The 23,282-nt window shown below is 72.5% G+C and carries 24 protein-coding genes; 14 read left to right on the forward strand and 10 right to left on the reverse strand.

From position 1 onward, the window contains the following. Positions 1 to 162 precede the first annotated feature (162 nt). The 6 genes from ACI2K4_RS30435 (at position 163) to ACI2K4_RS30460 (ending at position 5,716) form a co-directional block, all read left to right on the forward strand. Positions 163 to 690 carry a 2Fe-2S iron-sulfur cluster-binding protein gene (locus tag ACI2K4_RS30435; RefSeq protein ID WP_404516431.1) on the forward strand — a complete coding sequence of 176 codons (528 nt, stop codon included), beginning with the start codon at positions 163 to 165 and terminating at the stop codon, positions 688 to 690. After that, positions 687 to 1,679, forward strand: a complete 993-nt coding sequence (locus ACI2K4_RS30440; RefSeq protein ID WP_404516318.1) for an FAD binding domain-containing protein — start codon at positions 687 to 689, stop codon at positions 1,677 to 1,679. Before ACI2K4_RS30435 ends, ACI2K4_RS30440 begins: the two co-directional genes overlap by 4 nt. After that, a complete protein-coding gene (locus ACI2K4_RS30445) occupies positions 1,676 to 3,796 on the forward strand; it encodes a xanthine dehydrogenase family protein molybdopterin-binding subunit (protein ID WP_404516320.1) in 2,121 nt (706 codons plus the stop codon). The genes ACI2K4_RS30440 and ACI2K4_RS30445 overlap by 4 nt, the downstream gene beginning before the upstream one ends. 133 nt (positions 3,797 to 3,929) lie before the next feature. Then, entirely contained in the window at positions 3,930 to 5,138 is a 1,209-nt protein-coding gene (locus ACI2K4_RS30450) for a cytochrome P450 (protein ID WP_404516322.1), read from the forward strand. Beyond that, positions 5,135 to 5,362, forward strand: a complete 228-nt coding sequence (locus tag ACI2K4_RS30455) for a ferredoxin (RefSeq protein ID WP_404516324.1) — start codon at positions 5,135 to 5,137, stop codon at positions 5,360 to 5,362. The genes ACI2K4_RS30450 and ACI2K4_RS30455 overlap by 4 nt, the downstream gene beginning before the upstream one ends. A 15-nt stretch (positions 5,363 to 5,377) precedes the next feature. Continuing rightward, complete coding sequence (locus tag ACI2K4_RS30460; RefSeq protein WP_404516325.1) at positions 5,378 to 5,716, forward strand: DUF952 domain-containing protein; 339 nt, start codon at positions 5,378 to 5,380, stop codon at positions 5,714 to 5,716. On the opposite strand, the gene ACI2K4_RS30465 is transcribed toward ACI2K4_RS30460, so the two are convergent. The 10 genes from ACI2K4_RS30465 to ACI2K4_RS30510 all read right to left on the reverse strand — a co-directional run bounded on the left by ACI2K4_RS30465 (position 5,717) and on the right by ACI2K4_RS30510 (position 13,923). Then, complete coding sequence (locus ACI2K4_RS30465; RefSeq protein WP_404516326.1) at positions 5,717 to 6,733, reverse strand: OmpA family protein; 1,017 nt, start codon at positions 6,731 to 6,733, stop codon at positions 5,717 to 5,719. Beyond that, entirely contained in the window at positions 6,733 to 7,356 is a 624-nt protein-coding gene (locus ACI2K4_RS30470; protein ID WP_404516328.1) for a helix-hairpin-helix domain-containing protein, read from the reverse strand. The genes ACI2K4_RS30465 and ACI2K4_RS30470 overlap by 1 nt, the downstream gene beginning before the upstream one ends. 157 nt (positions 7,357 to 7,513) lie before the next feature. Then, complete coding sequence (locus tag ACI2K4_RS30475; RefSeq protein ID WP_404516329.1) at positions 7,514 to 8,323, reverse strand: IclR family transcriptional regulator; 810 nt, start codon at positions 8,321 to 8,323, stop codon at positions 7,514 to 7,516. Then, positions 8,320 to 8,700 carry a 4-carboxymuconolactone decarboxylase gene (pcaC, locus tag ACI2K4_RS30480; protein WP_404516330.1) on the reverse strand — a complete coding sequence of 127 codons (381 nt, stop codon included), beginning with the start codon at positions 8,698 to 8,700 and terminating at the stop codon, positions 8,320 to 8,322. Before pcaC ends, ACI2K4_RS30475 begins: the two co-directional genes overlap by 4 nt. After that, a complete protein-coding gene (gene pcaD / locus ACI2K4_RS30485; protein ID WP_404516331.1) occupies positions 8,687 to 9,493 on the reverse strand; it encodes a 3-oxoadipate enol-lactonase in 807 nt (268 codons plus the stop codon). Before pcaD ends, pcaC begins: the two co-directional genes overlap by 14 nt. Next, a complete protein-coding gene (gene pcaB / locus ACI2K4_RS30490; protein WP_404516332.1) occupies positions 9,490 to 11,001 on the reverse strand; it encodes a 3-carboxy-cis,cis-muconate cycloisomerase in 1,512 nt (503 codons plus the stop codon). The genes pcaD and pcaB overlap by 4 nt, the downstream gene beginning before the upstream one ends. After that, a complete protein-coding gene (gene pcaG / locus ACI2K4_RS30495) occupies positions 10,976 to 11,551 on the reverse strand; it encodes a protocatechuate 3,4-dioxygenase subunit alpha (RefSeq protein ID WP_404516333.1) in 576 nt (191 codons plus the stop codon). The genes pcaB and pcaG overlap by 26 nt, the downstream gene beginning before the upstream one ends. Next, positions 11,541 to 12,296, reverse strand: coding sequence for a protocatechuate 3,4-dioxygenase subunit beta (gene pcaH / locus ACI2K4_RS30500; protein ID WP_404516334.1), 756 nt, complete (start codon positions 12,294 to 12,296; stop codon positions 11,541 to 11,543). The genes pcaG and pcaH overlap by 11 nt, the downstream gene beginning before the upstream one ends. A gap of 35 nt (positions 12,297 to 12,331) precedes the next feature. After that, positions 12,332 to 13,108 (reverse strand): CoA-transferase subunit beta, encoded by a 777-nt coding sequence (locus tag ACI2K4_RS30505; RefSeq protein ID WP_404516335.1) that lies wholly within the window; start codon positions 13,106 to 13,108, stop codon positions 12,332 to 12,334. Beyond that, positions 13,105 to 13,923 (reverse strand): CoA transferase subunit A, encoded by an 819-nt coding sequence (locus tag ACI2K4_RS30510; protein WP_404516336.1) that lies wholly within the window; start codon positions 13,921 to 13,923, stop codon positions 13,105 to 13,107. The genes ACI2K4_RS30505 and ACI2K4_RS30510 overlap by 4 nt, the downstream gene beginning before the upstream one ends. 323 nt (positions 13,924 to 14,246) lie before the next feature. Here ACI2K4_RS30510 and ACI2K4_RS30515 point away from each other — a divergent pair, with 323 nt between their 5' ends. The 8 genes from ACI2K4_RS30515 to ACI2K4_RS30550 all read left to right on the forward strand — a co-directional run bounded on the left by ACI2K4_RS30515 (position 14,247) and on the right by ACI2K4_RS30550 (position 23,258). After that, the gene (locus tag ACI2K4_RS30515; RefSeq protein ID WP_404516337.1) at positions 14,247 to 15,212 is read left to right on the forward strand and encodes an ABC transporter substrate-binding protein; all 966 of its coding nucleotides are present in this window, start codon (positions 14,247 to 14,249) and stop codon (positions 15,210 to 15,212) included. Beyond that, positions 15,209 to 16,057, forward strand: coding sequence for an ABC transporter permease (locus ACI2K4_RS30520; protein ID WP_404516338.1), 849 nt, complete (start codon positions 15,209 to 15,211; stop codon positions 16,055 to 16,057). The genes ACI2K4_RS30515 and ACI2K4_RS30520 overlap by 4 nt, the downstream gene beginning before the upstream one ends. Continuing rightward, positions 16,054 to 16,848, forward strand: a complete 795-nt coding sequence (locus tag ACI2K4_RS30525) for an ABC transporter permease (protein ID WP_404516339.1) — start codon at positions 16,054 to 16,056, stop codon at positions 16,846 to 16,848. The genes ACI2K4_RS30520 and ACI2K4_RS30525 overlap by 4 nt, the downstream gene beginning before the upstream one ends. After that, positions 16,845 to 17,678 (forward strand): ABC transporter ATP-binding protein, encoded by an 834-nt coding sequence (locus ACI2K4_RS30530; RefSeq protein WP_404516340.1) that lies wholly within the window; start codon positions 16,845 to 16,847, stop codon positions 17,676 to 17,678. The genes ACI2K4_RS30525 and ACI2K4_RS30530 overlap by 4 nt, the downstream gene beginning before the upstream one ends. Then, positions 17,675 to 19,312 (forward strand): thiamine pyrophosphate-dependent enzyme, encoded by a 1,638-nt coding sequence (locus tag ACI2K4_RS30535; protein ID WP_404516342.1) that lies wholly within the window; start codon positions 17,675 to 17,677, stop codon positions 19,310 to 19,312. The genes ACI2K4_RS30530 and ACI2K4_RS30535 overlap by 4 nt, the downstream gene beginning before the upstream one ends. A gap of 94 nt (positions 19,313 to 19,406) precedes the next feature. After that, a complete protein-coding gene (locus ACI2K4_RS30540) occupies positions 19,407 to 20,870 on the forward strand; it encodes a benzaldehyde dehydrogenase (RefSeq protein ID WP_404516343.1) in 1,464 nt (487 codons plus the stop codon). 20 nt (positions 20,871 to 20,890) lie between these two features. Further along, positions 20,891 to 22,024 (forward strand): MFS transporter, encoded by a 1,134-nt coding sequence (locus ACI2K4_RS30545; protein ID WP_404516344.1) that lies wholly within the window; start codon positions 20,891 to 20,893, stop codon positions 22,022 to 22,024. A gap of 61 nt (positions 22,025 to 22,085) precedes the next feature. Continuing rightward, positions 22,086 to 23,258 (forward strand): 4-hydroxybenzoate 3-monooxygenase, encoded by a 1,173-nt coding sequence (locus tag ACI2K4_RS30550; protein WP_404516345.1) that lies wholly within the window; start codon positions 22,086 to 22,088, stop codon positions 23,256 to 23,258. Positions 23,259 to 23,282 lie beyond the last annotated feature (24 nt).

A 23,282-nucleotide genomic window follows, 5' to 3' on the forward strand; every position in this document is an offset into this window, starting at 1 on the left:
CGAGGTTGGTTGGGGAAGGGTAGGTCGCCCGGGGAAGCCGACCGAACGGGTAGGGCGCCCCGGACGCCGACGGGCAGCCGGACAGCGCAAAGCAGCCTCCCACCCGCATGAAACCGGATAATCTGCACTTATCCGGAGGAATGCGTGGGAGGCGCGATGGACATGCCCGACGGGACGGAACGGTCGTCGGTCGGTCTGGCGGTCAACGGGGAGCAGCACGAGTTGTGGCTGGACAACCGGACCACCCTGCTGGACGCGCTCCGCGAGCACCTCGGCCTCTACGGTTCGAAGAAGGGCTGCGACCACGGCCAGTGCGGATCGTGCACGGTGCTGCTCGACGGCCGCCGGGTGAAGAGTTGCCTGATCTTCGCGGTGGCGGCGGCCGGCTCCGCCGTGGTCAGCGTGGAGGGCCTGGCCGAGGACGGTGAACTGCGGCCGATCCAGCGGCACTTCATCGAGTACGACGCCTTCCAGTGCGGCTACTGCACCTCCGGCCAGCTCTGCTCGGCGACCGGCATGCTGGACGAGATCCGGATGGGTTGGCCGAGTGTGGTGACCGAGGACCTGGCCGGCACACCGGGACTGACCGACGACGAGATCCGGGAACGGATGAGCGGCAACCTCTGCCGCTGCGCGGCGTACCCGCAGATCGTGGCGGCGATCCGGGCGACCGCGGAGGCGGGCCGGTGAGGAGCTTCCGCTACCACCGGGCCACCGACCCGGCCGACGCGGTACGGCTGGTGGCCGGCCAACCGGACGCCGCGTACCTCGGTGGCGGGACGAACCTGGTCGACCTGATGAAGCTGAGCGTGCAACGCCCCCGGCTGCTGGTCGACGTGACCCGGCTCGCCCTGGGCTCGGTCGAACCACTGCCCGACGGGGGTCTGCGGATCGGGGCGACCGTACGCAACAGTGACCTGGCCGCCCATCCGACCGTCCGGCGCGACTTCCCGCTGCTGTCCCGGGCACTGCTGGCCGCCGCCTCCGGTCAGCTTCGCAACATGGCCACCGTCGGCGGCAACCTGCTGCAACGCACCCGCTGCGTCTACTTCCAGGACGTCGGCAAGCCGTGCAACAAGCGCGTGCCCGGCGACGGCTGCTCGGCGCTCGACGGCCAGAACCGGGACCTGGCCATCTTCGGCTGGTCACCGTCCTGCGTGGCGACCCATCCGTCGGACATGGCGGTGGCGCTCGCCGCGCTCGACGCCCGGGTGGAGGTGCTGGAGCCCGACGGCGCCCGGGAGATCCCGCTGACCGAGTTCCACCGGCTGCCCGGTGACCGGCCGGACCAGGAGACGACGATGGCGCCGGGCGGCCTGATCACCGGGGTACGGGTGCCGGCGCTGCCCTACTCCCGCCGCTCCACCTACCGCAAGGCCCGCGACCGGGCCTCGTTCGCCTTCGCTGCGGGCTCGATCGCGGTGGCGCTCGACCTGGACGGCGCGCTGGTCCGCGACGTACGGATCGCCTTCGGCGCGGTGGCGCACCGACCCTGGCGGGCCCGGCTGGCCGAGGCGGCGCTGCGTGGTCGTCCGGCCACCGTGGAGAGCTTCACGCTGGCCGCCGAGGAGGAGTTGACCGAGGCCAGGCCGCTGCGGCACAACGGGTTCAAGGTGGAGCTGGTCCGCAACCTGACCGTACGTACGCTGGCCGACCTGGTCGAGGCGGCGGCCCGGTGAACGCGCCGACCGACGTGGTGGGACGGCCGCACGCCCGGCTGGAGGGGCGGGACAAGGTGACCGGCGCCGCCCGCTACGCCGTCGAGTACCCGGTCGAGCCGGTGACGTACGCCTGGCCGGTGCAGGCCACGGTGGTGCGCGGCCGGATCACCCGGGTCGACCCCGACGCCGCCCTCGCCGTCCCCGGGGTGCTGCGGGTGCTCTGGTACGTCAACGCGCCCCGGCTGCACTCGGAGACCGACCAGGACCTGTTCCTCCTGCAACGGCCCGAGGTGCACTTCCGGGGAGAGGTGGTCGCGCTGGTGGTCGCGGAGTCCCTGGAGGCGGCTCGGGAGTCCGCCGGACTGGTCCGGATCGACTACGACACCCTGCCGCACAGCACGGTGCTGACCGAACGGCACCCGGCCCTCTACAAGCCCACCGTGGTCAACGCCGGTTACCCGACGGACACCGCGATCGGCGACTTCGACGCCGGCTTCGAGGCGGCCGAGGTCCGGGTCGACCACGTCTACCGGACCCCGGCCTACCACAACAACCCGATGGAGCCGCACGCCGCGACGGCCCAGTGGCTCGACGGTCGCCTGCTGGTGCACGACTCCAACCAGGGCGCGAGCCGGGTCGCCGAGTCCCTGGCCCAGCTCTTCGACCTCTCCCCCGGCGCGGTACGGGTGATCGCCGAACACGTCGGCGGCGGCTTCGGTTCCAAGGGCAATCCCCGCGCCCCGGTGGTGCTCGCCGCCATGGCCGCTCGCGAGGTCGATCGACCGGTCCGGCTCGCGCTCACCCGCCAGCACCTGTTCTCCCTGGTCGGATACCGCACGCCGACCATCCAGCGGGTCCGGCTCGGCGCCGACGCGGACGGCCGGCTGGCCGCGTTCGGGCACGACGCGATCGGTCAGAGTTCCACCCTGACCGAGTTCGCCGAGCAGACCGCGACGTACGGGCGGGGCATGTACGCCGCGCCGCACCGGCGTACCACGCACCGGCTGGCCCGGCTGGACGTACCGACGCCGTTCTGGATGCGCGCCCCGGGCGAGTGCCCCGGTTCGTTCGCGCTGGAGTCGGCACTGGACGAGTTGGCGGTCGCCTGCGGTGTCGACCCGGTCGAACTGCGGATCCGCAACGACACCCGGGCCGACCCGGAGGACGGTCGACCGTACAGCAGCCGGAACCTGGTGGCCTGCCTGCGCGAGGGCGCCGAGCGGTTCGGCTGGTCCGGTCGGAATCCGGCGATCGGTGCCCGCCGACGGGGGCGGTGGCTCTACGGGACCGGCGTCGCCGGGGGCAGCTATCCGGCGCGCGCCGGGGCATCCACCGCGACGGTCCAGGCCAACCCGGACGGCACGTACGACATCGGGGTCAACGCCAGTGACATCGGCACCGGGGCGCGTACCGCCCTCTGGCAGATCGCCGCCGACGTCCTCGACGCGCCGCCGGAACGGGTCAGGATCAGGATCGGCGACAGCGACCTGGGCTCGGCGGCGGTGGCCGGCGGCTCGATGGGTACGGCGTCCTGGGGTTGGGCGGTCTGGAAGGCGTGCCACGGTCTGCGGGACCGGTTGCGGGAGCAGCCGGACGGCCGGGTCCCGGACGAGGGCCTGCGGGTACGGGTGGACACCTCGGACGACCTGGCCGCCCAGCGTCAGCAGCCGCAGTACGCCCGCTACGCCTTCGGCGCGCACTTCGCCGAGGTACGGGTCGACGTCGACAGCGGCGAGATCCGGGTCGGACGGATGCTCGGGGTCTTCGCCGCCGGTCGGGTGGTCAACCCGACCACCACCCGCTCCCAGCTCATCGGCGGCATGACCATGGGTGTCTCGATGGCGCTGCACGAGGAGGGGCTGCTCGACTCCCGGTTCGGCGACTGGGTCAACCACGACCTCGCCACCTACCACATCGCCTCGAACGCCGACATCGAGGAGATCGACGCGCACTGGATCGAGGAGGAGGACCCGCACCTGAACCCGCTCGGGGTGAAGGGGGTGGGCGAGATCGGCATCGTCGGTTCGGCCGCCGCCGTGGCGAACGCGGTGCACCACGCCACCGGGGTACGCGTCCGCGAACTGCCGGTACGGCTGGACAAGCTGCTGCCCGAACTGGCCGCGCGACGGGACTGAGATCGACCGTCACCAGTGGCAGGAATACACCCACTTCGCTACGATCCGTACCCGGAGCATGACCTGAGGTGAGTCCTCACGTCGTGGTCGCGCCGCCGCATGCCGTACGCGCCAGCCGACGACAGGAGCCCCGGTGACGGAGATCCAGCAGGTGTCCAGCGCCCATGCCTACCCGTTCAACCCGCCGGAGCGGTTGGACCTCGACCCGCGTTACGCCGAGTTGCGTGAGCGGGAACCACTGACTCGGATCCGGATGCCGTTCGGCGAGGAGGCGTGGCTGGCCACCCGCTACGCCGACATCCGGATCGTGCTCGGCGATCCCCGGTTCAGCCGCGCCGCGGCGGCCGAACGCGACGAACCGCGCAGTACGCCGCAGCGGCTGCCCACCGGGATCCTCAGCATGGACCCGCCCGAGCACACCCGGATCCGTACGTTGGTGGCGAAGGCGTTCACCGCCCGTCGGGTGGAGCGGCTGCGCCCGCGTACCCGGCAGATCGCCGACGAACTGATCGACGCCATGGTCGAGACCGGTCCCCCGGTCGACCTGGTCGAACGGTTCGCCACCCCGCTTCCGATCCGGGTGATCTGCGAACTGCTCGGCGTGCCGGTGGCCGACGAGGACAAGTTCCACCGCTGGTCCGAGGCGATCGTCTCGACCACCTCGCTGCCGCCGGAAACGATCCAGGAATACCTGGACAATTTAAACGGCTACATGGCCGGGCTGGTGCAGCAGCGCCGCGAGGAACCCACCGACGACCTGCTCGGCGCCATGGTCCGGGCCCGCGACGAGGACCAGGACCGGCTCACCGAGGACGAGATGGTCCGGCTCGCCGCCGGGCTGCTGGCCGCCGGGCACGAGACGACCGTGACCCAGATCCCGAACTTCGTCTACACCCTGCTGCGGCACCCCGACGAACTCGCCCGGTTGCGTGCCGACCCCACGCTGCTGCCCGGCGCGGTCGAGGAACTGCTCCGGCACGTGCCGCTCGGGGCCGCGTCCGGCTTCGCCCGGTACGCGCTCGAGGACGTGGAACTCGGCGGGGTGCTGGTCCGGGCCGGTGAACCGGTGATCGTCGAACTCGGCTCGGCGAACCGGGACGACCGGGTCTTCACCGATCCGGACCGGCTCGACGTGAGCCGTGGCCACAACCCGCACATGGGTTTCGGACACGGCGTACACCACTGTCTCGGTGCCCAACTGGCCCGGATGGAGCTACAGGTGGCGATCGGCTCGCTGCTGACCCGGCTGCCGGAGCTGCGGCTCGCCGTACCCGAGGCGGAGCTGGTCTGGAAGAGCGGAATGCTGGTACGCGGCCTCAAGCACATGCCGGTGACGTGGTGAGCGGGACCTGGCGGGTCCGGGTCGACCCGCGCCGCTGCATCGGCTCCGGCGTCTGCGCCGGAGCCGCACCGAAACACTTCGTCCTCGTCGACGGGCTCTCCACCCCGGTCGCCGAGCTGATCACGCCGAGCGAGCCGGTCACCGACGCGGCCGACTCGTGCCCGGTGGAGGCGATCACCGTACGCGACACCGCCGACGACCGGCTGATCGCGCCGGAGCCCTGACGATAGGCTGCGTCGGTGATCTACAAGCTGCTGTCGGCGGCCGAGTGGGCCGACGCCGAGACCGGGGGCCGGTACGACGGCTCGGCCGTCGACCGGCAGGACGGTTTTGTCCACCTCTCCGCCCAAGACCAGGTGGTCGAGACGGCCGCCCGGCACTTCGCCGACCAGGCCGATCTTGTCCTGCTCACGGTCGACCCGGACCGGCTCGGCACCGAGCTGCGCTGGGAGCCGTCCCGGGGCGGCGCGCTCTTCCCCCACCTGTACGGTCCGCTCCCGACGGACGCGGTGGTGGCCGCCGCCCCGGTCCCGGCACACCTTCCGGTGGCCGAGGCGGTTGCCGCCCTGCTCGCCTGATCAGCGACCGGCCTCCCCGCTGACGGCCAGCTCCACCCGGCGGTTCACCGAGCGGTTGGCGGCGGAGGCGTTGGAGAGTTTGGGGCGGCTCTCGCCGTACCCCTCGATTCTCATCCGGTCGGCGGTGACGCCCTGGGTGAGCAGGAAGTCGTGGACCGTCCGGGCCCGGTCGCGGCTGAGACCGAGGTTGAACCCGGCCGAACCGACCGAGTCGGTGTGCCCCTCGACCCGGATGCGCGCACTCGGGTTGGCGACGAGGATCCGTCCCGCCGCGACCAGGCTCGCCCGGCCGGCGGGGGTGAGCGTGTGGGAGTCGAACGCGAAGGTGACCGGTGGCAGGCTGGTCAACTGCTGTTGGACCCCGGCCACCCGAAGCCGGTCGACCAGTACGGCTCCGGTGTCGAGCGCGGCCGCCAGCACCGTGGCCTTGCTCGCCTCCGAGGGGAGCAGACCGGCCAGGACGAGGGTGCCGCCGCCGAGTTCCACCGACGTGTCGTTGACGTCCTTCCCGAAGGCCCGCAACAGGCCGGGCAGGCCGGACAGGGCGGCGTCGGTGACGGTCCCGTCGACCGCCAGCGCGTCGTGCACCGCGTCGGCGCCGAAGACGGCGACCGCCGCACCGACCAGCCCGGCACGGGACTGCTCGGTGGGCACCCGGCCGCTGAGGGCGACCCTCCCCTTGGCCAGCGCGAGCAGCACGCTCGGCGGCGCCACCGGCACCGGCACCGGTGGCACCTGCGCCTGCGCGGCCCGTACGCCGTCGAGCGCCCGGACGATTCCCAGCGCCCGTTCGGCCTCGGCGGCGGAGTCCGCCGACAGCCTGCCGTCGCGTCCGGTGAAGGTGACCTCCACCTGGTCCAGGCCGGCGGAACGCAGCGCCCGCTCCGAGCGCTGGGTGAGGTCCGACTCCATCCGGTGCCGGTTGGGGATGTGCTGCGCCCCGAGAATGGCGATCAGGCCGACGATTGCGACGACGAGCCCGACCAGCGGATTGAACCTGCGCGTGTTCTGCTTCATCAGGCCCGTCCCGTTTCCCGGCCCGCGACCAGCCGCTCGGTGAGTTCGACAAATGCGTCTTCGTCGCCGTCGGCGAGCAATCGGGCCTGCCGGCCCCAGGTCACCAGACTGGGTGCGAAGGTGAGTCCGGCGGCCTCGATCGCCGCACGCCGGGTGTTGTCGTCAGAATCGGCGAGCTGCGCGAAAGTACGGATTCCGGCGGTGCGTAGCGCGGCCGCCATTTTCGGCCCGATGCCCTCGATGCGTTCCAGGTCGTCCGGCGGGGTCTGATCCCGTTCGGCCGGTCCGGCAAGGTCCATGGTCAATGGTCGGACATCACGCGGAACCGCCTCAGCGTGCAGGGGAACGGCGACCACCGCAGCGCCGTCGTTGTCGCCCGCCGCCACGGAAGGGCCGTCGACGGTCGACGGTGACGCTTTCCTGCTGCCCCAGACGAACCAACCGACGAGCAGTCCCAGAATGAAGGACGCGAGGACGGTGGGAAGCGATTGACCGATGAACCAGGCCACGTGGGACCTCCAGAGAGAATACGGGGGATACGTCGCCGGAGATCGGGCAGCATCGAATACGCCATCCAGGTGCGATAGCTGGATGGCGTATTGGACAAGGGGGTCGGAAAGCAACCCGAGCGCGGCTTCGCGGGTATCCTATATGGTCTGTCGCCATTGGTTCAGCTCACACTCGGGCCACCCGAAGGAGCCCCGAAGGACCACTCGGACGAACACTAGGAGCTTTCTTCCGGAATACGGAAGGTGGCGCGACCGCAGCGGCGCCTACCGGTCAGGGGAGGTGACGATCGGCCGGACCGCCGCCGCGCAGGTCCTCCTCGATCCGCCGCGCGGTGGCGAGCAGCGGCGGCAGCAACTCCTTGCGGATCACCTCGGAACTGCCCCGGCTGGCGTGCGCCGAGACGTTCAGCGCCGCGATCACCGAACCGTCCTCGCCCCGGATCGGCGCGGCGAGCGACCGGAGCCCCTCCTCCAGCTCCTGGTCCACCAGGGCGAAGCCCTGGCTGCCGATCCGGGTCAACGCGGTGCGCAGCTTGGCCGGGTCGGTGATCGTACGGCGGGTCAGCGGGCGCAACCGGGCGGTGTCCAGGTAACCGGTGAGCCAGTCCGCCGGCTGGGCGGCGAGCAGAACCCGCCCCATCGAGGTGGCGTACGCCGGGAACCTGGTGCCCACGCTGATCGCCACCGCCATGATCCGCTTGGTCGGCACCCGGGCCACGTAGACCACCTCGTCGCCGTCGAGCACCGACATCGAGCAGGACTCGTGCACCTGCGCGACCAGTGCCTCCATGTGCGGCTGGGCTACCTCGGGCAGGCTCAGACTGGACAGGTAGGCGTAACCGAGTTCCAGCACCCGGGGGCGCAGCGAGAAGAGTCGCCCGTCCGTACGCATGTAGCCGAGCTCGACCAGGGTGAGCAGGAACCGGCGGGCGGCGGCCCGGGTCAGGCCGGTCGCCCTGGCCACCTCGCTGAGGGTGAGCTGCGGGTGGACCGCGTCGAAGGCCCGGATCACCGCCAGGCCCCGCTCCAACGACTGGACGAACTCCGGACTGCGCGACGCCGCCTCGGTCGCCTCGGTCACCCATCCTCCTGCTGCAGAGTCCGCTGTGCGACCTTGAACGCCCGGTTCGCCGCTGGTACGCCAGCGTAGACGCCCACCTGCAACAACACCTCGAGGATCTCCTCGCGTGTCAGGCCGTTGCGCAACGCCGCCCGTACGTGCATGGCGAGTTCCTCGTCGTGGTGCTGGGTGGCCAGCACCGCCAGGGTGACGCAGCTACGGGTACGTCGATCGAGTCCCGGACGGGTCCAGATCTCACCCCAGGCGTAGCGGGTGATCAGGTCCTGGAAGTCCGCGGTGAACCCGTCCGTGCCGGCGATCGCCCGGTCCACGTGTGCGTCGCCGAGCACCTCACGGCGTACCGTCATGCCGGCCTGGTGCCGGTCACGGTCGTTCATCGGCCGCGCCTCCCGTCGCCCGGTTCTCCGTCGCACCGAAATGGTCGAGCAGCAGTTCGGTGACCGTCTCCGGTTGCTCGACGTTGGCCAGGTGCGCGGCCGACCCGACCACCCGCAGCCGCGCGCCGGGAATCAGCGAGGCGATCAGTTCGGCGTGCGGCACCGGGGTCGCGGGGTCGTCGGCCCCGGCCACCACCAGTGTCGGCGCGGTGATCCGGGGCAGGTCCGGGCGGAGGTCCATCGCGCCGATCGCCTCGCAACAGGCGGCGTAGCCGTCGGCCGGGGTCGCCGCCAGCATCGCCCGGTGACCGGCGACCACCTCGGGACGGGCTGCGGCGAACGCCGAGGTGAACCAGCGGCCCACCACCGTCCCGGCGATCGCGCCGGTGCCGTCCCGGCGCACCGTCGCCGCCCGGTCCGCCCAGCCCTGTGCCGGTCCGAGCAGTGGCGAGGTGCAGAGCAGCGCCAGCCGCTCCACCCGCTGCGGCGCGTACGCCGCCAGCCACATGCCCAGCATGCCGCCGAGCGAGAGGCCCCCGTACGACACCCGCCGCAGGCCGAGGTCGTCGAGGAGGGCAAGCAGCTCGGCACCGAGCCCGTCGATCGTGTACGGACCCGGTGGCAGCGCCGACCGGCCGTGCCCGGCATGGTCGTAACGGACCACCCGGAACCGTCGGGTCAGCGCGTGGAGCTGGGGCGTCCACAGCTCCCCGGTGGTACCGAGCGAACTGCCGAGCACGAGCACCGGGGCATTGTCCGGGCCGTCGAGGGTGGCGTGCAGTCGACCGGTCATGACGTACCCTCCGGCGGTGGTGTCGCGGATCCGGTCGCCCCACCCAGCTCGCGGTGCCGGGCCACGGCACGGTCGACGAGGACCCCGGCGGACCCGAGCCACCGGTGCGGGTCGAGCGCCCGGTCGAGCTCGTCCGCGCCGAGTCGGGCGCCGATCTCCGGGTCGGACAGTAGCGCGTCCCGGAAGGTCAGCCGGCTCCCGACCTGGGTCGACTCGGCCACGGCTCGGGCCACCGCGTCGTGCGCGGCGGCCCGCCCGAGCGCACCGGCGAGCCGGGCCGCGACCGCCTCGGCGAGCACCAGACCGCCGGTCGCGGTGAGGTTCGCCCGCATCCGGTCCGGTCGGACCAGCAGCCCGTCGAGCATCACCCGGGTACGGGCGGCGGCCCCTCCGGCGAGTCGGAGCAGGTCGAGCAGGGGTTCCCACTCGGCGTGCCAGCCGCCGGCCGCCCGCTCGTGCTCCTGCACGGCGGCGGAGAAGAGGGTGGCGACCAGGTGCGGACCGCGCCTGGAGGCAGCGGTGACCAGGATCGATCCGACCGGGTTCCGCTTGTGCGGCATCGCCGACGAACCACCTCGGTCGGGTCCACCACCCTCCGCCACCTCGGCGACCTCGGACTGCGCCAGCAACCCCACGTCGAGGGCGATCTTGCCGGTGGTCGCGATCAGCGCACCGAGCGCGGAACCGAGGTCGAGCAACGGCTGACGCCGGGTGTGCCACGGCAGTGGGGTGCGGGCCAGGCCGAGCCGACCGGCCAGCCGGTCGGCCACCGCGGGGCCTGCGGGGCCGAGCGCGGCCAGCGTGCCGGCCGCGCCGCCGAGCTGCACCGGTAGCCGGTGCCGGGCCTCGGTGAGCCGGACCCCGGTGTCGAGCAGGGCGATCAGCCAGTTGGCGGCCTTGAGCCCGAACGTGGTGGGGGACGCCTGCTGCCCGAGGGTGCGGGCGACCATGACGGTGTCCCGGTGCTGCTCCGCGAGGCGGGCGGCGGCGGTGAGCGCGCCCTCCAGGTCCCGCCGCAGCGGCACCACGGCCCGGACCGCGACCAGCAGCAGCGCGGTGTCGAGCACGTCCTGGCTGGTCGCGCCGAAATGCACCCAGGGCCGCGCCGACTCCGGTACGGCGGCGGTGAGCGCGTGGACCAGCGGGACGACCGGGTTGCCGGCGGCCTCGGCGGCCCGCCCGAGCGCGGCCGGGTCGAACCGCTCGGCATGGCACTCCCGGCCGATCGCCTCGGCCGCCGCCCGGGGCAGTACGCCCTCGTCGGCCGCCGCCTCGACCAGTGCCCGTTCCACGTCGAGCAGGGCCTGCAACACCGCCCGGTCGGTCAGCTCGGCGTCGACCGGGGCGGTGCCGAACAGCCCACCGAACAACAGCCCACCCGAGCCTCGATCCTCGGGCCGCTGCTCCTCGGGCCGCTGCTCCTCGGGCCACTGCTCCTCGGACGGCTGGTCCTCGGGCCGCTGGTCCTCGGGCGGCTGGTCCTCAGACGGCGAAGAAGACGGTCTCATGCTCGCCCTGGAGGTGGATGTCGAAGTGGTACCCGTCCGGCGCCGTGGCGGCCACCAGGGTCCTGCGGCGGGACTCGGCGATCGTGCTCAGGACCGGGTCGGTGGCGTTGGCCGCCTCGTCGGGGAAGTAGAGCCGGGTCACCAACCGGTGCAGCAGACCACGGGCGAAGATCGACAGGTTCAGGTGCGGCGCCTCGGTCCCACCGTCCGGTCCGGGCAGGGCGCCGGGCTTGACCGTACGGATCGCGTACGTGCCGGAGGCGTCGGTGGCACAGCGGCCGAAGCCACGGAACCCGGCGACGGTCGACCGGCGGGCGCCCCTGGGATCGTCGGGGTGGTCGAACCGGCCGTCCGGGTCGGCCTGCCAGCTCTCCACCAGCGCGTCGACCACGGGTGCGCCGGCACCGTCGAAGAGCCGGCCGCGCAGCCAGATCTCACCCGGCGTGCCGGGCGGTACGACGTCCGGTCCGTCCGGCCAGAGCAGCCCGAGGTGCAGGTAGGGCCCGACGGTCTGGGACGGCGTCGAACCGGACCACCGGTCAGTCGTCATGGTCGTCGTCCCCGTCCTCGAAGGGTGTGCCCTCCCGACCCCGCAGGACCAGGTCGAACTCGAAGCCGAGGGCCCATTCCGGCTCGGAGACACCGTGGTCGTACCGGGAGACCAGCCGTTGCCGGGCCGCCGGGTCGGGGATCGAGTTGAAGATCGGGTCCTGGAAGAAGAGCGGGTCACCGGGAAAGTACATCTGGGTGACCAGACGCTGGGTGAAGGCGCGGCCGAAGAGGGAGAAGTGGATGTGCGCCGGGCGCCACGCGTTGAGGTGGTTACGCCACGGGTAGGCGCCGGGTTGCACGGTGAGAAAGCGGTACCGCCCCTCGGCATCGGTCACGGTACGCCCGACCCCGGTGAAGTTGGGGTCCAGCGGCGCCGGCCAGTTGTCCACCACGTGCCGGTAGCGACCGGCCGCGTTCGGCTGCCAGATCTCCACCAGCGTGTCCGGGACCGGACGACCGTCGCCGTCGCGTACCCGGCCGTGCACGATGATCCGCTGGCCGAGTGGCTCGCCGTCGTGCTGGCGGGTCAGGTCGTGGTCGAGCGGGCCGAGCCGTTCCGCGCCGAACAGCGGTCCGGTGATCTCGGTCAGCCGCTGCGGCAGCAGGGCCAGCGGCTGGCGGGGCGCCCGCAGCACGGTCGAGCCGTACTCCGGGCTGAGCAGCGGCGGATGCGTCCGGTCGCCGTCCGGTCGGTAGCGGGGCAGCAGCAGGCCGCCCGGTCCGGGTTCCCCGAAGTCGGTCATCGGTCCCTCCTAGGAGGCCACGTACACGTCGGTGGTCACGCCGCACCGCCCAGGGTGGCGGTCAGCGCCCGCAGCGCGGTGAGTTCGGCCTCGGTCGGCTCGTCCGTGTCGACCAGGTCGTCGGCGATCCGCAGCGGCCAACCGGTGGCGGCCCGCGCCTGTTCCACGGTGGCGCCGGGGTGCAGTCGGGTGAGGGTCAGCTCCAGGCTGTCCGGGTCGGGTCGCAGGACGCCGAGGTCGGTGATGACAACCCGGGGACCACCGCCGCGCAGGCCGAGCCGTTCCCGGTCGCCGGGTCCCCGGCCGTAGCCGACCGAGGTGACGAAGTCGACCCGGTCGACGAACGTACGCGGGGTCTGCCGGACCACGACCACCACCTCACGGCAGGAGGCGGCGATCTCGGGCGCCCCACCGGCCCCGGGCAGCCGCACCTTCGGGTCGTCGTAGCTGCCGCCGATGGCGGTGGTGTTGAGGTTGCCGAACCGGTCGAGCTGGGCCGCGCCGAGGAAGCCGACGTCGATCCGGCCGGGCTGCAACCAGTAGTTGAAGACCTCGGGCACCGACACCACCGCGTCGGCGGTGTCGGCGAGGATGCCGTCCCCGATCGAGAGCGGGAGCCGGTCGGGTTTCGCGCCCAGGCAGCCCGACTCGTAGATGAGCACCAGACCGGGGGCGTGGGTGGCGCGGGCCAGGTTGGCCGCCGTGCTCGGCAGGCCGATGCCGACGAAGCAGGCGGTGCCGTCGCGGAGCTGACGGGACGCCGCGACGGTCATCATCTCGTCGGCGGTCCACCCGGGACGGTCCGGGTTCATACTCGTTCCCTCCCTTCCAGCACGTGCCGCCGCATCCACCGTTCGAACGTGTCGCGGTCCCGGCTGATCTCGTCCCAGCCGACGTAGAAGTCGTTGTCCCGGACCGAGTAGCCCTGGGCGTAGGAGGGATGGGAGCCGCCGGGCACCTCGGCCACCGCGCTGACCACCCAGGCCGGCAGAATGACCTGACCGGGTACGGGTTCCAGCCGGTCGACCACCTCCTCGACCGTGACCAGGGAACGGCGGGCGGCCAGCACCGCCTCCTTCTGCACCCCGGTGATGCCCCAGAGCTGGACGTTGCCGGCCCGGTCGGCACGTTGGGCGTGCACCACCGTCACGTCCGGCCGGAGCGCGGGCACCGCGGTCAGCAGCTCACCGGTGAACGGGCAACCGATGGTCCTGATGTTCGGGGTGTGCCGGGGCAGATCGGTGCCGGTGTAGCCGCGCATCACGGCGAACGGCAGCCCCGAGGCGCCGGCGACGTACCGGTTGGCCATCCCGGCGTGACTGTGCTCCTCCAGCTCGAGCCGGGTCGGCCAGCCGTTCTGCACCGCGTCCCGGAACCGGTGCAGGGAGCCGACCCCGGGATTGCCGCCCCAGGAGAAGACCAGCTTGCTGGCGCAGCCCATGCCGATGAGCTGGTCGTAGATGACGTCCGGGGTCATCCGGACCAGGGTCAGGTCACGCCGCCCCTGGCGGACGATCTCGTGTCCGGCGGCGAACGGGATCAGGTGGGTGAAGCCCTCCAGGGCCACCACGTCGCCGTCGCCCACCAGCTCCGCGATCCCCTCGGCCAGCGAGACGATCCTTGCCATCGGCCCTCCGCCTCCCCGTATGCGGCCCACCGCGTCTCCGGCCCACCGGGCCTGCTGTTCGCGATGCGGACCATCGTCCTCATTTCGAACGTAGCCGTCGCGCGGACGATCCGTCAACGACTGCCGACCACACCCCTCGCACGGCCGTTGCGGAAAAGTTGTCACGACTTGTTGACGTGAGCCCCGCCACATGCCAAGTTCTAAATGAGAACAGCCGTTCGGCCTGCGAACAACATCCCCGCTCACGAACACCCCCTCGAAGGGCTTCCGGTCGAGGCCCGTCCCCCTCGGTCCACCAGGATCACCGGACGCAGGAGTGACTCATGCGCCGTCTCATCACCAGCGCCATCGCCGCCACCCTGCTGCTCGGCGTCGCTGCCTGCGGGTCCACCGACGACACCGCCGACGGCGACGGTGGATCCGGCGGACCGGACCGGGTCAAGGTCGGCGCCATCCCGATCGTCGACGTCGCTCCGCTCTACCTCGGCAAGGAGAAGGGGTTCTTCCGCGACCGGGGAATCGAGCTGGACGTGGTCAACACCACCGGCGGCGCGGCGGCCGTGCCCGGGGTGGTCAGCGGCGAGTTCGACTTCGCCTTCGGCAACGTCGTCTCGCTCGTCCTGGCCCGCTCGCAACGCCTGCCGCTCAAGGCCATCGCGGTGGGCAACTCCTCGACCGGCAAGGCTGACGCCGACTTCGGCGGCATCGTGGTGCCGCCCGGCAGCCCGATCCAGACCGCCGCCGACCTGGCCGGACGCACCGTCGCGGTGAACAACCTCAGGAACGTCGGCGACACCACCGTGCGCGCCTCGATCCGCAAGGCCGGCGGCGACGCGACCAAGGTGAGGTTCGTCGAGCTGCCCTTCCCGGACATGCCCGCGGCGGTCGCCGCGAAGCGGGTGGACGCCGCCTGGATCGTCGAGCCCTTCTTCACCGTGGCCCGCAACCAGGGCGCCCGGATGATCGCCGCGAACTTCGTCGACACCGCGCCGAACATGACCGTGGCCGCGTACTTCACCACGGAGAAGACGATCGCCGAGAAGGGCGACCTGACGCGCCGGTTCGCCGCCGCGATCGAGACCTCCCTGAAGTACGCCACCGAGCATCCCGACGAGGCCCGCAAGATCCTGCTCAGCTACACGAAGATCGAGCCCGCGGTGACCGAGCAGATCACCCTGCCGGCCTGGCCCACCGAGATCAACCGCGAGTCGGTCCCGGTGATGGCCGACCTGATGGTGACCGACGGACTGCTCAAGGAGAAGGTCGACGTCTCGGAACTGCTGCCGTGACAACGGTCCCACCGGTCACCCCACCGGCCGTCGTCGGCGCCGGGAGCGTCCGCGCCCCGCTGCCGCGTCGGCCCGGTGGCACGAACGTACGACTCGGCGTACTGGGTTTCGGGTCGTTCCTGGCGGTACTGGAGGCGGTGCCCCGGATCGGACTGGTCTCACCGGAGTACCTCCCGCCGGCCAGCGAGATCGCGGTCGCGCTGACCCGGCTGCTCGGCGAGCAGACCTTCTGGACGGCCACCGGCGACACCCTCCGCGGTTGGTTCGTCGGCCTGGCCATCGCGGTGGCACTCGGCGTGCTGCTCGGCTTGGTCATCGGCACGGTCGGGGTGCTGCGCGAGTTCACCGCCTCCACCATCGAGTTCCTCCGGCCGATCCCGTCGGTGGCGCTCATCCCGTTGGCCGTCCTGCTCTTCGGCACCGACCTGCGCTCGGTGCTGCTGCTGGTCGTCTACGCCTCGTTCTGGCAGGTGCTGATCCAGGTGCTCTACGGCGTACAGGACGTGGACCCGGTCGCCCGGGACACCGCCCGCACCTTCGGTCTCGGCCGGCTGGCCCGGATCAGGTACGTCACCTGGCCGACCGCGCTGCCGTACCTGCTCACCGGGGTCCGGCTCGCCGCCGCGGTGGCGCTGATCCTGGCCATCACCGCCGAACTGATCATCGGCGCGCCCGGTCTGGGCAACGCCATCGGTACGGCACAGTCCGGCGGCGCGGTGGCCGAGATGTACGCGCTGGTCGTCGTCACCGGTCTGCTCGGGGTCGCGGTCAACGCGGTGGCCCGTCTGGTCGAGCGCTGGGCCCTCGCCTGGCACCCGTCGGTCCGCGGCGAGGTGGCGGCATGAGCACGCTCGTACGCCTGACCCGGGCGACGCTGGCCGCGTTGCTGTTGCCGGTCGCCCTGCTCGCCCTCTGGTGGATCACCTCGGCCGACAGCGAGAGCTACTACCTGCCGCCGCTGTCGGAGATCCTCTCCACTTTCGACGACGTGTGGCTGCACACCAGCCGGCTCGCCGACGACGTCCGGCCCAGCCTGGTCCGGCTGCTCGCCGGATTCGGCATCGCGGTCCTGGTCGGCATCGGGGCCGGTGTGCTGATCGGCTCGTACCGGCCGGTGCGGGCGTTCTGCGAACCGGTGCTGGAGTTCCTCCGGGCGATCCCACCACCGGTGCTCGTCCCGGTGCTGATGCTCTTCGCCGGCATCGGCGACTCGATGAAGGTCCTGGTTGTCGTCTCCGGTTGCGTCTGGCCGATCCTGCTCAACACCGTCGAGGGCGTACGCGCGGTGGACGAGGTGCTGGCCGACACCTGCCGCTGTTACGGCATCCGGGGCCCGGCCCGGCTCTGGCACCTGGTGGTCCGGGCGGCGAGCCCGCAGATCGTCGCCGGTATGCGACAGGGCCTGTCGATCGGCATCATCCTGATGGTGATCAGCGAGATGTTCGCCGCCAGCAACGGTCTCGGCTTCACCATCATCCAGTTCCAGCGGTCGTTCGCGGTCACCGAGATGTGGACCGGCATCCTGCTGCTCGGTCTGCTCGGGTTCCTGCTCGCCCTCGCGATGCGGGTCTTCGAGCGGCGGGTCCTCCACTGGTACCACGGGCTGCGGCAGGCGCAACGAGGCGGGAGTCGATGAGCACCATGACCCAGTCCACCCAGGCGGCCACCGACACCGGCGTGCTGCTCGACGTACGCGGGGTCCGGAAGGTCTACGACGGCCGGGGCCGCTCGGTCGAGGCGGTCCGGGACCTGACCTTCGAGGTCGGGCGGGGTGAACTGGTCTGCGTCGTCGGCCCCTCCGGCGCCGGCAAGACCACCCTGCTGCGCTGCATCGCCGGACTGCTCGCCCCGACCGAGGGGCAGGTGGTGCTGGAGGGCACCCCGGTCGCCGGGCCGCCGCCGGGCATGGCGGTGGTGTTCCAGGAGTACGGACGCAGCCTCTTCCCGTGGATGACGGTGCGGAACAACGTCGAGCTGCCGTTGAAGCAGAAGAAGCTGCCCCGGTCCCGCCGCCGCGAACTCGTCGACGAGGCACTCGCCTCGGTCGGCCTCGCCGACGTGCACGACGCCCACCCGTGGCAGCTCTCCGGCGGGATGCAGCAGCGGGTGGCGATCGCCCGCGCGGTCGCGTACGAGCCGCACATCCTGCTGATGGACGAACCGTTCGCGGCGGTCGACGCGCAGACCCGGGCCGACCTGGAGGACCTGGTCCGCTCGCTGTGGCAACGGCTCGGGGTGACCATCCTCTTTGTCACGCACGACATCGACGAGGCGGTCTACCTGGGTCAGCGGGTGCTGGTGCTCTCCAGTTCACCGACCGTGGTGCTGGACGACGTGAGGATCGACCTGCCGGCCGAACGCGACCAGCTCGGCACCCGCTCGTCGACCCGCTTCGCCGAGCTGCGCGCACACGTGTTCGGGCAGATCCAGCGGGCGAAGGACGGCCACCGGGCCGCCGACTCATGACCCGCGTCCGCGAGGCGACCTGGGAGGTGCTGCGCCGGTACGGCATGCACCGGATCTTCGCCAACCCCGGCTCCACCGAGGTCGCCTTCCTCACCGACCTGCCCGACGACCTGGAGTTCGTGCTCGGGCTGCACGAGGGTTCGGTGGTCGGCCTGGCCACCGGGCACGCCATCGCGACCGGACAGCCGACCTTCGTCAACCTGCACACCACGGCCGGACTCGGCAACGCGGTCGGGGCGCTGGCCACCGCCCGGGTCAACCGGGCACCACTGGTGGTGGTCGTCGGTCAGCAGGACCGCCGGCACCTGGCGCTGCAACCGTTCCTGGCCGGACAGTTGGACCGGCTCGCCGGCCCGTACCCGGTCTGGGTGGACCAGCCGGTGCTGCCGCAGGACGTGCCGGCCGCGATCCGGCGGGCCTGGCACGAGGCCAACCAGCACCGGGGGCCGGCCCTGGTCGTGGTGCCGATGGACGACTGGTACGCCGAGGTCGACCCGGCGCTCGGGCTGGCCGCACCGGTCGAGGTACGACGTACCGGTTCCGCCCCGGGTCCGGTCGCCGACCAGGTCGCGGGTCTGCTGCGGAACGCCTCCGCGCCGGTCCTGGTGGTGGGCGCGGGAGCCGACAACCGGGCCTGCTGGGACGCGTTGGTGGAGTTGGCCGACCGGCTCGGCGCGCCGGTCTGGCAGGAGGCGTTCGGTGCCCGCGCCGGCTTCCCCCAGGACCACCCACGGTTCGCCGGGCACCTGCCGGCCGGACGCTCCCGACTCCGCGAGAGACTCGCCGGCCACGACGCCGCCCTGGTGGTCGGGACCGGGGCGCTGCGGCAGTACCCGTACGAGCCGGGGCCGTTGGTGCCGGCCGGGTTGACCGTCACCGTGGTCTCCGACGATCCGGCCGAACTGCACCACAGCCACGCCGACCTGGCGGTGCTCGCCGAGCCGGCGACGTTCTGCGCCGCCGTCGCCGGGCGGCTGCCGCCGCGCACGGTCACCGCGCCGGCTTCGGACCACGCCCGCCCGAAAGCGGGTCCGGGCACGACGGTTGCCGGTGACCCCGTCGAGCCGCCGGCCGCCGGGAAACCGTTGCGGGCCCGGCACGTCTTCGCGGCGCTCGCCGCCCGGCTGCCCGAGGACGTCGTCCTGGTGGAGGAGACCCCGTCCACCCGGCCGGACCTGCACGAGCTGCTGCCCGCGCGCCAGCCCCGGGGGTTCGTCAGCGCGGCCATGGGCGGTCTCGGTTTCGGCCTGCCCGCCGCCGCCGGGCTCCGGCTGGCCGACCCGACCCGGCCGGTGGTCGCCGTGCTCGGCGACGGGTCGTCGCTCTACGCGATCCAGGGCCTGTGGAGCGCCGCCCGGTACGGCTGCGGCGTGCTCTTCGTGGTCCTCTCCAATGGGCGCTACGCGATCATGGACCGGCTGGCGGAGAAGCACGGCGGCAAGCCGCCCTGGCCGGCGTTCGACGAGGTGGACGTGGCCGGACTGGCCGAGTCGCTCGGCTGCCCGGCCCGCCGGATCGTGGACCACGCCGACCTGCTCGCCGTGCTCGACGAGGTGGTGCCGACCCTGGCCGCCCGGACCGAACCCCTGCTGCTCGACGTACCCGTCGCCACCGAACCACGGTTCCAACCCTGAGCCCACGCCTCGGACCCCGTCCCGGTCCGGGCGCGCACCCCCGTCCCCGGCGGCACCCGACCGCCGCCCCACCACCTTCGGCAAGGAGGATCCGGTGACTCTGCTCGAACCCACCACCACCTGGCACGGCAAGGTCTTCAGCGACGGTTGGGTCAAGGCCGACGGCGGCGACGCCGCCGTGCTCGAACCCGCCACCGGGACCGAGATCGGCCGAGTCGGCATCGCCGGTCCCGACGACATCGGCCGCGCCTGCGCCCGCGCCGCGTCCGCCCAGCGCGCCTGGGCCGCCACCGGTTTCGAGGAGCGCGCGGCGGTGCTCCGCCGCGCCGGCCAGCTCTGGGAGGAGCACGCCGCCGAGGTCGGCGACTGGGTGGTCCGCGAGTCGGGGGCGATCGGGCCGAAGGCCGGGCTGGAGACCCACATCGCGGCGCAGGAGTGCTACGAGGCCGCCGCGCTGCCGTCCCGACCGCTGGGCGAGATCATCCCGTCCGGGATGCCCCGGCTGAGCCTGGCCCGTCGGGTGCCGGCCGGTGTGGTCGGTGTCATCGCGCCGTTCAACTTCCCGCTGATCCTGGCCATCCGGTCGGTCGCCCCGGCGCTCGCGCTCGGCAACGCCGTGGTGCTCAAGCCCGATCCGCGTACGGCGGTCAGCGGCGGCGTCTCGATCGCCCGGGTCTTCGAGGAGGCCGGGCTCCCGGACGGCCTGCTGCACGTGCTGCCCGGCGGGGCGGCGACCGGTGAGGCGCTGGTGGCCGACCCGCACGTGCGCGTGATCAGCTTCACCGGCTCGACCGCCGCCGGTCGCGCCGTCGGCCAGGCCGCCGCCCGGCACCTCAAGCGGGCCCACCTCGAACTCGGCGGCAACTCGGCACTGATCGTGCTGGACGACGCCGACCTGGACCTCGCGGTCTCGGCCGGCGCCTGGGGTTCCTTCCTGCACCAGGGACAGATCTGCATGACCACCGGACGGCACCTGGTGCACGAGAGCGTGGTCGACCGGTACGTCGCCGAACTGGCCGCGCACGCGGACCGGCTCCCGGTCGGCGACCCGGCCCGGGACCAGGTGGCCCTCGGCCCGATCATCGACGCCGGCCAGCGGGACAAGGTGCACAACCTGGTGACGGCGAGCGTCGAGAGTGGAGCCAGGCTGGCCGCCGGTGGGACGTACGAGGGGCTGTTCTACCGACCGACGGTGCTCGCCGGAGTGAACCCGCAGACGCCCGCCTTCGCCGAGGAGGTGTTCGGGCCGGTCGCCCCGGTGCTGAGCTTCGCCGACCTGGACCAGGCCGTGGCCCTGGCCACCGGGACCGAGTACGGCCTCTCGCTCGGCATCCTCAGCCGGGACGTGATGAAGGCGCTCGACCTGGCCGGACGGATTCCGAGCGGGATCGTGCACATCAACGACCAGACCGTCGGCGACGAGGCGGTCGCGCCGTTCGGCGGGGTCGGCTCGTCCGGCACCGGGGCCCGGTTCGGCGGGGCGGCGGCCAACGTGGAGGCGTTCACCGAGACCCAGTGGGTCACCGTCCAGGGCACCATCCCGAGGTACCCGTTCTGAGCACCCGGATCCGGCCGTGGGTGACGCTGCTCGGCGTACTCCTGCTGGCGCTCAACCTGCGGGCGGCGATCGCCGGGCTGGCCCCGCTGCTGCCCGACGTCCGGGCCGACCTGGGCCTGGGACGGGCGACGGCGGGGCTGCTCACCACCCTGCCGGTGCTCTGCTTCGGCCTGCTCTCGTCGCTCGCCGCGCTGCTCGGCCGCCGGCTCGGGGTGGAACGGGCACTGCTGCTCGCGCTGCTCGGCATCGTCGCCGGCAGCGCGTTGCGCGGGCTCTCCGGGGTGGGCTGGCTGGTCGCCGGTACGGCGGCGATCGGCGCCGGGATCACCATCGGCAACGTGCTGCTGCCGAGCGTGGTGAAGCAGGACTTCGCCCACCGGCAGGGGCTGGTCACCGGTCTGACCACGGCGGCGATGACGGGCGGCGCCGCGCTCGCCGCCGCGGTCACCGGCCCGCTGGCCCACTCGACCCCGCTGGGTTGGCGTGGTGCGCTGCTGCTGCTCGGCCTGATCGCCGCCGTCGCCGCCCTGGTCTGGTTGCCGCAGTTGCGCGGTCGGCACGAGGCGCCGGCGGTACGGGTCGGCGGCGCGGCGGTGTGGCGGGTGCCGCTGGTGTGGCAGCTCGCCATGTTCATGGCGATGCAGGCGCTGACCTACTACGCGACGCTCGCCTGGCTGCCGGCCCTGCTCCGCGACGGTGGGGTGTCGGTCACCGGTGCCGGTTGGGGGCTGGCGCTGTTCAACGTGCTCGGGATCGGCACGGCGGTGCTGGCGCCGACGCTCGCCGTACGCCGGCCCGACCAGCGGGCGCTGACCGTCGCCGTCTGCGCCGGCTGGGGGCTCGCGCTGGCCGGGCTGCTCGTCGCCCCCTCGCTGTACCCGGTCTGGTGTGCGCTCGGTGGGCTCGCCCAGGGCGCCGGGATCGGTCTGGCCCTGGCGCTGATCGTGTTGCGGGCGCGTACGCCCGAGTCGGCCCGGGACCTGTCCGGGGTCGTGCAGTCGGTCGGCTACCTGGTCGGCTCGACCGGTCCGCTGCTGATGGGAGTCCTGCGCGACAGCTCGGGCGGTTGGACACTGCCGCTGCTGGCCCTGCTGGTCGCGGTGGCGGCGATGACGGTCGCCGGCCTCGGCGCGGCGCGGGACCGTCAGATCTGAACGAGCAGCCGGCGAAGCCGGGTCGAGGGCCGGCGGAACGCGACGGAGAGAAGGAGAAGCGATGCGTACCCAGGTCGGGATCGTGGGGGCGGGGCCAGCCGGACTGATGCTGTCGCACCTGCTGCACCTGCGCGGCATCGACTCGGTGGTGATCGAGTGCCGCAGCCGGGACCACATCGAGCGGCGGGTCCGGGCGGGGGTGCTCGAACAGGGTTCGGTGGACCTGCTGCACGCGGCCGGGCTCGGCGACCGGCTGTCCCGCGAGGGCGCCCGGCACGAGGGCATCGAGCTGCGCTTCGCCGGTGCGGCGTACCGGGTGCCGATGACCGAGCTGACCGGCCGGGCGATCACCGTGTACGGGCAGCAGGAGGTGGTCAAGGACCTGGTCGCGGCGAGGATCGCCAGCGGCGGCCGGATCGTGTTCGAGGTCGACGACGTCAGCCTGCACGGGCTCGACTCGGAGGCGCCACTGATCCGGTTCCGGCACGACGGGCGGGAGGTGGAGCTGCACTGCGACTTCGTCGCCGGTTGCGACGGGTCGCACGGGGTCAGCCGGTCCTCGGTGCCCGAGGGCGTGCTCACCACGTACGAGCGGGGTTACCCGTTCGCCTGGCTCGGCGTACTCGCCGCCGCCCCACCGGCGGTGGAGGAGTTGGTCTACGCCCACCACGAGCGCGGGTTCGCCCTGTACAGCCTCCGCTCGCCGGAGATCTCCCGGCTGTACCTCCAGGTCGATCCGGCCGAGGACCTCGACCGGTGGCCGGACGAGCGGATCTGGTCGGAGTTGCGGACCCGGTTGGAGACGGTGCCGGGCTGGACCGTGAACACCGGGCCGATCCTGGAGAAGAGCATCACCCCGATGCGGAGCCTGGTGGTCGAGCCGATGCGCTGGCAGCGACTCTTCCTCGCCGGGGACGCGGTGCACATCGTGCCGCCGACCGGCGCGAAGGGGATGAACCTGGCGCTCGCCGACGTGGCGCTGCTCGGCGCGGCGTTCGCCGACTGGTACGCCCACGGCCGAACCGAACTGCTGGACGACTACTCGCCTACGGCCCTACGGCGGGTCTGGCGGGCACAGCACTTCTCCTGGTGGATGACGTCCATGCTGCACCGGCTGGACGGGCACGACCCGTACGAGGCGCGACTCCAGCTCTCCACCCTGCGCTACCTGGCCACCTCCCGGTCGTACGCGACCAGCCTGGCGGAGAACTACGTCGGGCTGCCCGACGTCTGACCCACCCGCCGTCAACCCGCAGAC

The organism is Micromonospora sp. NPDC050397, from assembly GCF_044901685.1.
Lineage (GTDB): Bacteria > Actinomycetota > Actinomycetes > Mycobacteriales > Micromonosporaceae > Micromonospora_G.